Here is a 14086-nt window from a genome sequence, read left to right on the forward strand (position 1 = left end):
GGCCGCGCCCTTCCCATGTCGCTACGCGATCGACGCCAGCAGCCGCGACACCCGCTCCGGCGGCACACCTGCCGTGAGCAGCGCGGTCGACGCCGCTGCCCGGCCGCCGTCCGCGGCGTCGAGTGCGCCGTCGTTGACGGCCTCCATCAGCCCGAAGAGCGTCTGCTCGTGTACGTAGGCGAGCGCCGCCGGCGGCAGTGTGGACCGGAACACCCCGGCGTCCACGCCGCGCCGCAGCAGGTCGACGCAGTCCCTGCGCACCGGGGCCAGGCGCTGCTTGATGCCCTCCATCGTGACGCTGCGCTGGGCGAGAGCCACCAGCAGCCGGTAGCGGTCGGCGATCCGCCACACCGCGAGGGTCGCGCGGGCCAGAGCCTCCGCCGGGTCGGCGACGCCGTCGCGGCCCGCCGCGTGTGCCTCGGAGACGGCCGCCACCGCGCTGTCCACGAGGGCCGCGACGAGCGCCTCGCGGCTGGGGAAGTGCCCGTAGACCGTTCTGCGGACCACGCCGGCCGCCCGCGCGATCTGGTCCATGGAGGCGTCGGGGTCGCGCAGCAGTTCGGCGAGCGCGACGTCCAGGATGCGGCGGCGATTGGCGTCGGCCCTGATACCGGAGGTCATGCCCCCATTTTGCACATCGCTGTGCAGGCGACTAAATTGCACAACGTTGTGCAGTTGCACAGTCATGTGCAAAACCATGGAAGGGTGTGGAGCCGTGCGCCTGGTCGTGAACCAGCCGGTGGAGGACATGGAGCAGCCGTACCGGCGGCGCTGGTGGGCGCTGCTCGTCCTGTGCCTCAGTCTGCTGATCATCGTGATGGCCAACACCGCTCTGACGGTCGCCGCTCCCGACATGACGCAGGACCTCGGGCTCAGCAGCGCGGACCTCCAGTGGGTCATCGACGGCTACACCGTCCCGTACGCCGCGCTGATGCTCCTGCTCGGCGCGATCGGCGACAAGTACAGCCGGCGCGGGGCCCTCGTGCTCGGCCTGGTCGTCTTCGGCGGGGGAGCGGTCGCCGGCTCGCTGGTGGACAGCTCCGAGGGCGTGATCGCCGCTCGCGCGGTGATGGGCGTCGGCGCGGCGATGATCATGCCCGCCACGCTCTCGCTCCTCGCCGCGACCTTCCCGCGCGCCGAGCGCGCCAAGGCGATCGTGCTGTGGACGGCCACCGCCGGTCTCGCCATCGCCGCGGGCCCGCTGGTCGCCGGCGCGCTGCTGGAGAACCACGGCTGGGCGTCGACGTTCCTGATCAACGTGCCGGTGGCGGTCCTGGCGATCGTCGGCGCGTTCGTCCTGGTCCCGCCGTCGAAGGCCGCCCACCACGGGCGCATCGACTACGTCGGGGGTCTGCTGTCCGTCGTGTGGATCGCCGCCCTCGTCTACATGATCATCCAGGGCCCGCACTTCGGCTGGGACGCGAAGGCGGTCACCGCCGCCGTCGTCGCCGGGGCCGCTCTCGCGCTGTTCGTCGGGTGGGAGCTGCGCCACCCCCGGCCGGTCCTCGACGTGCGCCGCTTCCTCGACCGTGGCTTCGCGGGCTCCAACCTGGCCGTCGCCCTCTTCTTCCTCGCGGTGTTCGGCGCGTTCTACTTCCTCACCCAGCACCTCCAGTTCGTCCTCGGTCACGACGCCTTCGAGACGGGCGTGCGGATGCTGCCGCTGGCCGGCGCCGTCTTCGCCGGCTCCGCCCTGACCGGCTTCCTCACCCCCCGCCTCGGCATGCGGATCACGGTCACGGCGGGCATGGCCGGCGGCACGGCCGCCCTCGCCCTCCTCACCCGGATCGACGCCGACTCGACGTACGGCGACTTCGTCCTGCCGCTGGTGATCCTGGGTCTGGCCATCGGGCTGTCCCTCTCACCGTGCACCGACGCGATCATGGGCGCCTTCCCCGAGGCGGAGCTGGGCGTCGGCGGCGCGGTCAACGACACCTCGCTGGAGCTCGGCGGCTCGCTCGGCATAGCCGTCCTGGGCTCGGTGCTGGCCGGTTCCTACTCCTCCCACCTCGCCGACGCCACCGCCGGCACGAAGCTGCCCGGGGACGCGCTGAGCACCGCCCAGGACTCCGTCGGCGCCGGTTACGCCGTCGCCCAGGGCATCGGCGACCAGGCGAAGCAGCTCGCGGGCCGGGCGGGGAATGCGGGCACACCGGAGCAGGCCGCCCAGCTCAAGGGCCAGGCGGAGCAACTCGCCGACGGAGCACGGCAGATGGCCGACGCGGTCGGCGGCGCGTTCTCCGACGCGGTCGCGCACACCAGCCTGATCGGCGCCGCGATCCTCGGCGCGGGAACGGTGCTCGTCGCCGTACTCCTGCCGCGCCGGGCCAAGGCGACCGGGGACGCCGAACCGGCACGCACCGGCGTGTGAACCCGGCGCCGCCCCTTGCCTTGACGCCGACGTCAAGGAATACCGTCGGGGCATGCGAATCGGCGAGCTGGCGCGGCGGGCGGGGACGACCACCCGGGCGCTGCGTTACTACGAGTCCCGCGGGCTCCTCCCCGCCCGGCGTGCGGTCAACGGCTACCGCACGTACGACGAGGAGGACCTGCGGCTCCTGCGGCAGATCCGGACCCTGCGGGACTTCGGGTTCGAGCTGGAGGAGACCCGGCCCTTCGTGGACTGCCTGCGAGCCGGCCACCCGGCGGGGGACTCCTGCCCGGCCTCGCTGGAGGTCTACCGCCGCAAGCTGGCCGAACTCGACGCGCTGATGGACCAGTTGGACGCCGTCCGCACCCAGGTGGGCGCCCAGCTCGCCCGAGCCGAGCTCGCGGCCGGCGCGGAACTGCCGGGCGGCCCCGAGCCGCGCTGCGAGCTGACGCACGACGGATTCACGGATGCACGGACCGGCGGACCGACGGAATCGAGGAGACGGTGATGATACGAGCAGCGGGTGTCGACGCGGTGACGGACGCGACCTTCGAGACGGATGTGCTGCGGTCCGACCGGACCGTTCTGGTGGAGTTCACCGCCGACTGGTGCGGCCCGTGCCGCCAGCTCGCGCCCGTGCTGAGCGAGGTGGCCCGCGAGGAGGCGGACCGGCTCAAGGTCGTGCAGCTGGACGTGGACGCCAATCCGGAGACGACGATCCGGTACGGCGTGCTGTCGATGCCGACGCTGATCGTCTTCCGGGACGGCGAACCCGTACGGCAGATGGTCGGCGCCCGCCCGAAGCGCAAGCTCCTGGCGGAGCTCGCCGACGTGTGACCGGAGAGGCCGGCGCGCCGGCCTCTCCGCACGGCTGACGCGGACAAAAGAAATACCCCGGGGAATTGACACCCGGGGTATTTCTCTGCGTATATTGAGCGTTTCTGCGACCTGATTTACATTGGGTTGCAGAGGTGCCGTATAAACACAGCGTAGCTTGTTGGGAGCTGAATTGTCAACCGAGGAATTTCAGAAGGAGCAGGAATTCATCACCGGTCTCTACGCGCGCCTCGACGACCTGCGTGAGGAGGCCGAATCCACCGTGCGTTCCGCATTGACGCAGGTGGGATCGGGTCAACAGGCGAAGCTGGAACGCGATGTACTGGTGGCCGAGCAGTCCGGACTGCTCGCCGCATTCAACGCGGGGGAGAGCGGTCTGTGCTTCGGCCGGCTCGACTTCCAGGACGGACGCCAGTACCACATGGGGCGCATCGGAATCCGGCAGAACGACGCCGACCGCACCCCGCTCGTCGTGGACTGGCGGGCCGACATCGCCCGCCCCTTCTATCTCGCGACCGGATACTCGCCGATGGGCCTGCGCCGCCGCCGGCACATCACCACCGAGGGCCGCACGGTCACCGCGCTGCACGACGAGATCCTGGACCTCACCGACACCACCCGCACCGGCCACGAGGGCTCCGCCGCCGACACCGTGCTGCTGGCCGCGCTCGACGCGGCGCGCTCCGGACGCATGCACGACATCGTGCAGACCATCCAGGCCGAACAGGACCGCATCATCCGGGCCCCGCACCAGGGCGTCCTCGTCGTCGAGGGCGGCCCCGGCACCGGCAAGACCGTCGTCGCGCTGCACCGGGCGGCGTACCTCCTCTACGCCTACCGGGAGCTGCTCGCGCGCCGCGGTGTGCTGGTCGTCGGACCCAACCCGGCCTTCCTCTCCTACATCGGCGAGGTGCTGCCCTCGCTCGGCGAGACGGGGGTGCTGCTGGCGACCGTGGGCGAACTCTTCCCCGGCGTCGCCGCCACCGGCGCCGACACCGCGGCCGCCGCCGAGGTCAAGGGCCGCGCCGCCATGGCGGACGCGCTCGCCCGCTTCGTACGGGACCACCAGACCGTGCCCGACCCGGGCATCGAGATCGAGCACGACGACGGCACGCTCGTACTGGACCGGGCGATGGCGGAGGACGCCCGGGCAGCCGCCCGGCAGACCGGACTTCCGCACAACCTCGCCCGCCCCCACTTCGCCTTCCACGTCATCGACGCCCTCACCGAGCAGCTCGCCGACCGGCTCGGCGCCGACCCGTACGGCGGCCCCAACTTCCTCGGCCCCGACGACGTCGCCCAGCTCGGCAAGGCCATCGCGCTCAGCGGCGAGGTGCACGCCGCGATCGACGGGCTCTGGCCGGTGCTCACCCCCCAGCAGCTCGTCGAGCGCTTCCTCGCCGAACCGGCCCATCTGCCCGCCGCCGACGCCGGGACGATCCGGCGCACCGGCGGCGAGTGGACCCCCGCCGACGTGCCGCTGCTCGACGAGGCCGCCGAACTGCTCGGCCGGGACGACTCGGCAGCGCGGGCCGCCGAGGAGGCCGAGCGCCAGCAGCGCATCGCCTACGCGCAGGGCGTGCTGGACGTCGCGTACGCCTCCCGGACCTACGAGTTCGAGGACAAGGAGGAGCTCGACGCGGACGCGTCCGAGGTCCTGGGCGCGCACGACATCGTGGACGCCGAGCGGATGGCCGAGCGCCACGAGGAGACCGACCACCGCAGCACCGCCGAGCGGGCCGCCGCCGACCGCACCTGGGCCTTCGGCCACATCATCGTCGACGAGGCGCAGGAGCTGTCCGCCATGACCTGGCGGCTCCTGATGCGCCGCTGCCCCACCCGTTCCATGACGCTGGTCGGCGACCCGGCGCAGACCGGCGACCCGGCGGGCTGCGACTCCTGGCAGCAGATCCTCGACCCGTACGTCGGGACCCGCTGGGAGCACACCCGCCTCGGCGTGAACTACCGGACGCCGGCCGAGATCATGCGGGTCGCTGCCGGTGTGCGCCGGGCCGAGGACCCCGCCTTCGAACCGCCCGGCTCGGTGCGCTCCACGGGCGCCCGCCCCCGGGCGTACGCCGCCGGACCGGACGACCTCCCGGCCGTCGTCGCCACGACGGTCGCGGACCTGGCCGGCGAGGAGGGCCGGCTGGCCGTCGTCGCGCCCGGCGCGCTGCACCCGGACCTCGTCGCCGCGCTGCCCGGGGCGTCGTACGGGGCCGCGCCCGATCTCACGCGGCCCGTGGTGCTCCTCGACCCGCGGCAGGCCAAGGGCCTGGAGTTCGACGCCGTGGTCGTCGTCGAGCCCGGACGGATCCTGGCCGGCTCGCCGCGCGGAGCCAACGACCTCTACGTCGCCCTCACCCGGGCCACCCAGCGGCTCGCCGTCGTCCACACGAAAGCCCTCCCCGCATGCCTGCGGGAAGGGCTCGCGAGCGGGACGGAGGCCGAGGTCAGGCCGGCTTGAGCCACACCGTCGCCAGCGGCGGCAGCGTCAGCTCCAGATACGGCCTGCCGCCGCCCGCCCCGGCCGGCTCCGGCTTGAGCGGCTCGGTGTTGCGCACGTCGCTGCCGCCGTACCGGGCCGCGTCCGTGTTCAGCACCTCCGTCCAGGCCGGGATCAGGTCCGGCACGCACAGCCGGTAGCCCTGGCGCACCACCGGCGAGAAGTTGGACACGGACAGCAGCGGGCCGCTCTTCGCGTCGAAGCGCAGGAACGCGAAGACGTTGTCCTCGGCGGCGTCGCCCAGCACCCAGGCGAAGCCGTCGGGGACGGTGTCCAGTTCCCACAGCGCGGGTGTGCCGGCGTACACCTGGTTGAGGTCGCGGACCAGGTCGCGCACGCCCCGGTGGTCCGGCTCCGCCGAGTACGACGGGTCGAGCAGCCACCAGTCGGGCCCGTGCCCCTCCGACCACTCGGCCCCCTGGGCGAACTCCTGCCCCATGAACAGGAGCTGCTTGCCGGGGTGCGCCCACATGTAGCCGAGGTACGCGCGGTGGTTGGCGCGCTGCTGCCACCAGTCGCCCGGCATCTTGCTCACCAGCGCCTGCTTGCCGTGCACCACCTCGTCGTGCGAGATCGGCAGGACGTAGTTCTCGCTGTACGCGTACACCATCGAGAAGGTCATCTCGTTGTGGTGGTACTTGCGGTGCACCGGCTCCTTGCTGACGTACACCAGCGAGTCGTGCATCCACCCCATGTTCCACTTGAGACCGAAGCCCAGGCCGCCGCTGTCGGTGGGACGCGTGACGCCGTCCCAGGCCGTGGACTCCTCGGCGATCGTCACGACACCGGGGTTGCGGCGGTAGACGGTCGCGTTCATCTCCTGGAGGAAGGCGACGGCGTCCGGGTTGTCACGCCCGCCGAACTCGTTCGGCGCCCACTGGCCCTCCTCGCGCGAGTAGTCGAGGTAGAGCATCGAGGCGACCGCATCGACGCGCAGGCCGTCGATGTGGAACTCCTCGCACCAGTAGGTGGCGTTGGCGACCAGGAAGTTGCGCACCTCGGGGCGGCCGTAGTCGAATTCGAGGGTGCCCCAGTCGGGGTGCTCGGAGCGCCGCCAGTCCTCGTGCTCGTACAGGTTCGGGCCGTCGAACCGGGCCAGCGCCCAGTCGTCCTTCGGGAAGTGCGCCGGCACCCAGTCCATGATGACGCCGATGCCCGCCCGGTGCAGCGACTCCACCAGGTACCGGAAGTCGTCGGGCGTGCCCATGCGGGCCGTCGGGGCGTACAGGCCGGTGACCTGGTAGCCCCACGAGCCGCCGAAGGGGTGCTCGGCGACCGGCATCAGCTCGACGTGCGTGAAGCCCAGGTCGGCGACGTACGCGGGAAGCTGCTCCGCCAGCTCGCGGTACGAAAGTCCGGGCCGCCAGGACGCCAGGTGCACCTCGTAGACCGAGAACGGCGCCCGGTGCACGGGCCGGTCGGCCCGGTGCTCCATCCACTCCTGGTCGCGCCACACGTGGTGCGATGCCGTCACGATCGACGCGTTGGCGGGCGGGCACTCGGTGCGCCGGGCCATCGGGTCCGCGCGCATGGTGTGGCTGCCGTCCGGACGCATGATCTCGAACTTGTAGAGCGTCCCCTCCTCGACGCCGGGCACGAACAGCTCCCAGACGCCGGACGAGCCGAGGGAGCGCATCGGGAACCCGGTGCCGTTCCACAGGTTGAAGTCGCCCACGACGCGCACGCCGCGCGCGTTCGGCGCCCACACGGTGAAGCGGGTGCCGCTCACGCCCTGGTGCACCATGGGCTGCGCGCCGAGCGCCCGCCACAGCTCCTCGTGGCGGCCCTCGCCGATCAGGTACAGGTCCAGTTCGCCGAGGGCGGGCAGGAAGCGGTACGGGTCCTGCACCTCCAGCTCGTTGTCCTCGTACGTGACGACCAGGCTGTACTCCGGCGGCACGGCGTCCAGCGGCAGTACGCCGGAGAAGAGCCCGTCGCCGTCGTCGTGCAGCGCGGTGCGCGCTCCGCCGGCCAGCACGGCGACGCCCCGGGCGAAGGGCCGCAGGGCGCGGAAGACGACACCGCCGCCCTCGACGGGATGGGCGCCGAGCAGCCCGTGCGGGTCGTGGTGGCCGCCGGCCAGCAGCCGGTCGCGGTCGGCGCCCCGGAGCGCCGGACCGTCCGGCTGCTCCGGGATCCCGTCGCCGGCCGCGGGGGCGACGGCGGATCCGGTCTCCGGCGCGGGAAGCGGGGCCTGCTGTGCGGGAGCGGCGGCCCGCCGGGGTTTGGCCGACTTCGTCGCCCTGGCGGGCCTGGCCGCCTTGGACGCGGCGGCCCGCGGGGTGCCGGGCTCCGCGTCCTGTGCGGCCTTGACCGCGGAGTCGGGGAGACCGGCGGCAGCGGCGGCGGGCTGCGCGGCCTTGGCCGGCTTCGCCTGCTTCACCGCCCGCGCGGGCTTGCGGGGCGGCGGGGTCTCGGCGGCCCGCACGGGCAGCGGAGCGTCCTGCGCCGGCTCGACGGCCTCGGCCTGCTTCGGCGCCCTCGCGGCCTTGGCTCGCTTGCGCGGCGGTGCGGCCGGCGCGGTCTCCGGCGGCGTGGGCGCGTTCGGGGGTTCGGCGGACTTGCGGGAGGGTGGACGGGGGGTCACGGGTGCGGCCTCCTCGGGAGGATCCGGTCAGGTGCGGTGGACGGGGGAAGGGTGGCTGGTTCACGCCGCCCGCAGGCGGCGGCGCACGGCCCTCGTGGAGGGGCGGGGCGGGCGGACGCGGTGTCCGCCGCCCCGTGTGCGCGGGCGGGAGGGCGCCGGCTCACGGCGTCGGCCCCGTGATTCGGCCGGTGTCCGGCGGCGGGTCGGGCGCGCGGTGGCCGGTGGTGTCCGACGACGGCGCGGGGTGGCTGTGCGGCGGGGTGCCGGGCGGCCGGGTGCTGCCGTGCCGCGCGGTCCCGGAGTGCGGACCGCCGGTGCGCAGCGGGGTGGTGTCCGGACGGTGGCCCGGCGCGCCGGCCTCGGACGCCGACGCGAGGCGGTGGATGGCCGCCAGCGGCACGGGCAGCCAGTCCGGCCGGTGGCGGGCCTCGTAGAGGACCTCGTACACCGCCTTGTCCGTCTCGTACGCCCGCAGGAGCTCCGGTTCGTCCCTCGGGTCCGTCCCGGACGCCTTCGCGTAGCCGTCGCAGAACGCCTCCCGGCACCGTGTCGCCCACTCCGCGTCCCACGGCTGGTGGCTGCGGGCCGCGTAGTCGAAGGACCGCAGCATGCCCGCCACATCGCGTACGACCGGCTGCGGACGCCGCCGCTCCGTGAGCGGGCGCGACGGCTCGCCCTCGAAGTCGATGACGGACCACTCGCCGTCGGGCGCCCGGAGCGTCTGGCCCAGGTGCAGGTCGCCGTGGACCCGCTGGGCCGGCCACGCCCGTCCCGCCCGCCCCCGCGCCGCGAAGGCGTCGAACGCCGTGCGCAGCGCGGGGACGTACGGAACCAGCGCGGGCACGGCCTGCGCCGCCGCGTCGAGGCGCTCGGTCATGGCCGCGGCGAGTGCCTCGGTCTGCTGCCGGCGCAGTGTCGCCGTCGGCAGGGCGAGGGCGAGCGCGGTGTGCACCTCGGCGGTGGCCCGCCCCAGCGCCGCGGCGTCGGCGGTGAAGTCGTCACCGGCCGCCAGCGCCCGCAGCGCGCGCTGCCAGCCGTCCTCGGAGCCGTGCAGGAAGGGCTGGAGCACCCCCAGGGTGTACGGCTCGTACGGATCACCGGAGTTGTCGGCCTCGAACCAGGCGACCGGAGCGGGCACCCGCCGGCACCCCTCGCGGGCCAGGGCGAGCGGCAGCTCCAGGTCCGGGTTGGAACCGGGGCTGACCCGGCGGAAGACCTTGAGGATGAACGAATCTCCATAGACGAGGGACGAGTTGGACTGTTCGGCGCCGAGCGGCCTGGGCGTGAGCCCCGGCGGGATGACGGCCGACGGGTCGCGCTCGAAGCGCAGCGCCCCCGGCGCGCCGGTGTTGCGCAGCCGTTCCAGCAGCAGACCCGCCAGCCGCGGGTCGAGCAGCGCGTCGTACACGGTGAGACCGGCCAGCGGTCCCTCCTGGACGTGCCCGACGAGGGCCGGGGCCAGCCTTGGCGGCAGCGCCTGCCGTACGCCGAGCAGCAGTTGGTAGCAGTCGGCGACCGGCGGCGCCGACGGGCCGTGAGAGGGCCCGGCGGGCTGCTGGACGCCGACCAGCAGGTGCAGCAGGCCGGGAGCTCCCGTGCCGCCGCCGGAGCCGCTGCCGGTGGGCAGCAACTCCGTGGCGGCGACGAGCGAGAACCCGGCGACCGGGCGTCCCTTGCCGGCGAACCACCGCTGCCTGGGCAGCCATTCGTGCAGCAGCGGCGCCAGTGAGGGGAGCAGGGCCGGGGGTGGCGCCGGCCCAGTGGCGCGGCGGGCGGCCGTACTCCGGGTGGATGCAGCCTCCGACATGGCATCGCGTCCTTTCCCCGGGCACACCACAGGATGCGCAGAGTGTCCCGGATTGCGACCGTAGCTGTCCGGGCGGTGCGTGGGGTTCTCCCCGCAGTCGAAACGCGGGAAGTGTCGGGTCGGGGATCGTCCGTACGGACCCGATATGACGGGATGAGTGCCCACGGCGGGGCGGGGGAAACCGCCCTGCCGCAGAAGGCACTTCAGGCGCGCTTGACCGGAAGCGGCGTGGCGTCCTTGCGCAGCCGGAACCAGTAGAAGCCGTGACCTGCGAGGGTCAGCAGATACGGCCATTCGCCGATGGCCGGGAAGCGCACCCCGCCGATCAGTTCGACCGGGTGCCGGCCGTTGAAGGTCTGGAGATCGAGTTCCGTCGGCTGGGGGAAGCGCGAGAAGTTGTGGACGCACAGCACCAGGTCGTCCTTGTACTCGCGCAGGAACGCGATCACCGCGGGGTTGGTCGACGGCAGCTCGGTGTACGAGCCCAGGCCGAAGGCCGGGTTCTGCTTGCGGATCTCGATCATCCGCCGGGTCCAGTGCAGCAACGAGGAGGGCGAGGTCATCGCCGCCTCCACGTTGGTCACCTGGTACCCGTAGACCGGGTCCATGATGGTGGGGAGGTAGAGGCGTCCCGGGTCGCAGGACGAGAAGCCCGCGTTGCGGTCGGGCGTCCACTGCATGGGGGTGCGCACGGCGTCCCGGTCGCCGAGCCAGATGTTGTCGCCCATCCCGATCTCGTCGCCGTAGTACAGGATCGGCGACCCCGGCAGGGACAGCAGCAGAGCCGTGAACAGCTCGATCTGGTTGCGGTCGTTGTCGAGGAGCGGGGCGAGCCGCCGCCGGATGCCGATGTTGGCGCGCATCCTCGGGTCCTTGGCGTACTCCGCGTACATGTAGTCGCGCTCTTCGTCCGTCACCATTTCGAGGGTCAGCTCGTCGTGGTTGCGCAGGAAGATGCCCCACTGGCAGTTGGACGGGATGGCCGGGGTCTTGGCCAGGACTTCCGACACCGGGTAGCGCGACTCACGGCGTACGGCCATGAAGATGCGCGGCATGACCGGGAAGTGGAAGGCCATGTGACACTCGTCGCCGCCCTTCTTGAAGTCGCCGAAGTAGTCGACGACGTCTTCGGGCCACTGGTTGGCCTCGGCGAGGATCACGGTGTCCGGGTAGGACGCGTCGATCTCCTTGCGCACCCGCTTGAGGAACTCGTGGGTGCGGGGGAGGTTCTCGCAGTTCGTTCCCTCCTCCTGGTAGAGGTACGGAACGGCGTCGAGGCGGAAGCCGTCGATGCCCAGGTCCAGCCAGAAGCGCAGGGCGGAGATCATCTCCTCCTGCACGGCCGGGTTCTCGTAGTTGAGATCCGGCTGGTGGGAGAAGAAGCGGTGCCAGAAGTACTGCTTGCGGACCGGGTCGAAGGTCCAGTTGGACGTCTCGGTGTCCACGAAGATGATCCGGGCGTCCTGGTACTGCTTGTCGTCGTCGGCCCAGACGTAGTAGTCGCCGTACGGCCCCTCGGGATCGGAGCGCGACTCCTGGAACCACGGGTGCTGGTCGCTCGTGTGGTTCATGACGAAGTCGATGATCACGCGCATGCCGCGCTGGTGGGCGGCATCCACGAACTCCACGAAGTCGGCCAGGTCGCCGAACTCGGGGAGGACGGAGGTGTAGTCGGAGACGTCGTAACCGCCGTCTCGCAGCGGTGACTTGAAGAACGGCGGCAGCCAGAGGCAGTCGACACCGAGCCACTGGAGGTAGTCCAGCTTGGCGGTGATGCCCTTGAGGTCGCCTACGCCGTCTCCGTTGCTGTCCTGGAAGGAGCGGACGAGCACCTCGTAGAACACCGCCCGCTTGAACCACTCGGGGTCGCGGTCCTTGGCGGGGGTGTCCTCGAACGTGTCGTGGACGGGCTCATTGACGATCATGATGTGGGTGACCCTCCGATCGGCGGGGACGGTCGCAGGACGACGATGTGCGCGGGCGTACGGCCCGGCTCGAGGCGCACATAGTTGGCCCTGCCCCAGTGGTAGGTCTCACCGGTGAGCTCGTCGCGCACCGGGACGGAGTCGGACCAGTCGAGGCCGAGTTCCGGCATGTCCAACGAGACCGTGGCCTCCTGGGTGTGGTGAGGGTCGAGGTTGACGACCACCACAACGATGTTCGAACCGGAGCGCTTCGAGTACGCGATGACCGCGTCGTTGTCGGCGTGGTGGAAGTGCAGATCGCGCAGCTGCTGAAGCGCCGGGTGACGGCGGCGCACCCGGTTGAGGGTGGTGATCAGCGGGGCGATCGTGCGGCCCTCGCGTTCCGCCGACTCCCAGTCGCGCGGCCGCAGTTGGTACTTCTCCGAGTCGAGGTACTCCTCGCTGCCCGGCTTGGCCGGCGTGTTCTCGCACAGCTCGTAGCCCGCGTACACGCCCCAGGACGGCGCCAGGGTGGCGGCCAGCACCGCCCGCACCTCGAAGGCGGGACGGCCGCCGTGCTGGAGGTAGGCGTGCAGGATGTCCGGGGTGTTCACGAAGAAATTGGGACGCATGTACGAGGCGGCGTCCCCGGTGAGCTCCGTGAGGTACTCGGTCAGCTCCTGCTTGGTGTTGCGCCAGGTGAAGTACGTGTACGACTGCTGGAAGCCGATCGCGCCCAGCGTGTGCATCATCGCGGGACGGGTGAACGCCTCGGCGAGGAAGATCACGTCCGGGTCGGTGCGGTTGATGTCCGCGATGACCGTCTCCCAGAAGACCACCGGCTTGGTGTGCGGATTGTCGACACGGAAGATCCGCACGCCGTGGCTCATCCACAGCCGCAGCACCCTCAGCGTCTCCTCGACCAGGCCGGGCATGTCGGCGTCGAAGGCGATCGGGTAGATGTCCTGGTACTTCTTCGGCGGGTTCTCGGCGTACGCGATCGAGCCGTCGGCGCGGTGGTGGAACCACTCGGGGTGCTCCTTGACCCAGGGGTGGTCCGGCGAGCACTGGAGCGCGAAGTCCAGTGCGATCTCCATCCGCAGGTCCCGGGCGCGCGCCACGAAGTCGTCGAAGTCCGCGAAGGTGCCGAGGTCGGGGTGGATCGCGTCGTGGCCGCCGGCCGCCGAACCGATCGCCCACGGCACGCCGACGTCCTTGGACGACGCCGCCAGTGTGTTGTTGGGGCCCTTGCGGTGCGTGGTGCCGATGGGGTGCACCGGCGGCAGGTACACCACGTCGAAGCCCATCGCGGCGACGGCGGGCAGCCGCTCGGCCGCCGTCTTGAACGTGCCGCTCTTCACCCGTCCCCGCTTGTCGGTACGGGCGCCCTCCGAGCGCGGGAAGAACTCGTACCAGGAGCCGAAGAGCGCGCGCTCGCGCTCCACCAGCAGCGGCATCTCGGGCGAGGAGGTCACCAGCTCGCGCAGCGGGTGGCGGCCGAGTGCTGCGTCCGCCTCCGCGTCGAGCGCGGCGGCGAGCCGGACGGCGGGGGGCTTCGTCGTGTCGCGCAGCGCGTCGACGGCGGCGAGGACGGCCTCGCGCCCGTCCTTCTTCGGCACGCCGGACGCGGCCCGCTCGTACAGCTCCGCGCCCTCGGCGAGCACGAGCTCGGTGTCCTGGTCCGCCGCGATCTTGATGCGGGCGGCGTGGCGCCAGGTCGCCACGGGGTCGGACCATGCCTCGACGGCGTACGTCCACTGCCCCTCGGCGGTGGGCGTCACGCGCGCGCCCCACCGGTCGGTGCCCGGCGCGAGTTCGCGCATCGGCGTCCAGGGGCCCTCCCGGCCCGCCGGGTCACGCAGGACGACATTGGCGGCGACGGCGTCGTGGCCCTCGCGGAAGACGGTGGCGGTGACTTCGAACGTCTCACCGGCCACCGCCTTCGCCGGCCTTCTGCCGCAGTCGACGGCAGGACGTACGTCCAGGACAGGGATGCGACCGATCATTGGCTCACCTGGGGGCTGTGCGGCCGCGGACGAGCGCGGCTCGCGTTCGGGGGCTTTCTTGGGGTCTG

General features: G+C 72.1%; 9 protein-coding genes. 4 read left to right on the top strand and 5 right to left on the bottom strand.

Translation table 11 applies throughout. From position 1 onward, the window contains the following. Nucleotides 1-21: 21 nt before the first annotated feature. A complete protein-coding gene (locus tag ACWGH0_RS02465; protein WP_453402255.1) occupies nt 22-621 on the bottom strand; it encodes a TetR/AcrR family transcriptional regulator in 600 nt (199 codons plus the stop codon). Between the two features lie 94 nt (nt 622-715). Between ACWGH0_RS02465 and ACWGH0_RS02470 the strand changes: the two genes are divergently transcribed. The 4 genes from ACWGH0_RS02470 to ACWGH0_RS02485 all read left to right on the top strand — a co-directional run bounded on the left by ACWGH0_RS02470 (nt 716) and on the right by ACWGH0_RS02485 (nt 5675). Then, nucleotides 716-2371, top strand: a complete 1656-nt coding sequence (locus ACWGH0_RS02470) for an MFS transporter (protein WP_453402256.1) — start codon at nt 716-718, stop codon at nt 2369-2371. A gap of 52 nt (nt 2372-2423) precedes the next feature. After that, nucleotides 2424-2879: a MerR family transcriptional regulator gene (locus ACWGH0_RS02475; protein WP_453402257.1), complete on the top strand. Its 456-nt coding sequence runs from the start codon at nt 2424-2426 to the stop codon at nt 2877-2879. Next, entirely contained in the window at nt 2879-3208 is a 330-nt protein-coding gene (trxA, locus tag ACWGH0_RS02480) for a thioredoxin (protein WP_453402258.1), read from the top strand. The genes ACWGH0_RS02475 and trxA overlap by 1 nt, the downstream gene beginning before the upstream one ends. A gap of 172 nt (nt 3209-3380) precedes the next feature. Further along, nucleotides 3381-5675 carry a HelD family protein gene (locus ACWGH0_RS02485; RefSeq protein WP_453402259.1) on the top strand — a complete coding sequence of 765 codons (2295 nt, stop codon included), beginning with the start codon at nt 3381-3383 and terminating at the stop codon, nt 5673-5675. Here the strand turns inward: ACWGH0_RS02485 and glgB are convergent. From glgB to ACWGH0_RS02505, 4 genes are all read right to left on the bottom strand, one after another. Continuing rightward, entirely contained in the window at nt 5662-8301 is a 2640-nt protein-coding gene (glgB, locus tag ACWGH0_RS02490) for a 1,4-alpha-glucan branching enzyme (protein WP_453402260.1), read from the bottom strand. The two genes, ACWGH0_RS02485 and glgB, sit on opposite strands and share 14 nt — an antisense overlap. Nucleotides 8302-8461: 160 nt before the next feature. Further along, a complete protein-coding gene (locus tag ACWGH0_RS02495; protein WP_453402261.1) occupies nt 8462-10108 on the bottom strand; it encodes a maltokinase N-terminal cap-like domain-containing protein in 1647 nt (548 codons plus the stop codon). A 203-nt stretch (nt 10109-10311) separates the two neighbouring features. Continuing rightward, on the bottom strand, nt 10312-12033 hold the full coding sequence (treS, locus tag ACWGH0_RS02500) for a maltose alpha-D-glucosyltransferase (RefSeq protein ID WP_453402262.1): 1722 nt from the start codon (nt 12031-12033) through the stop codon (nt 10312-10314). Next, nucleotides 12030-14018, bottom strand: coding sequence for an alpha-1,4-glucan--maltose-1-phosphate maltosyltransferase (locus tag ACWGH0_RS02505; protein ID WP_453402263.1), 1989 nt, complete (start codon nt 14016-14018; stop codon nt 12030-12032). Before ACWGH0_RS02505 ends, treS begins: the two co-directional genes overlap by 4 nt. Nucleotides 14019-14086 lie beyond the last annotated feature (68 nt).

The organism is Streptomyces sp. NPDC054887 (genome assembly GCF_053610585.1).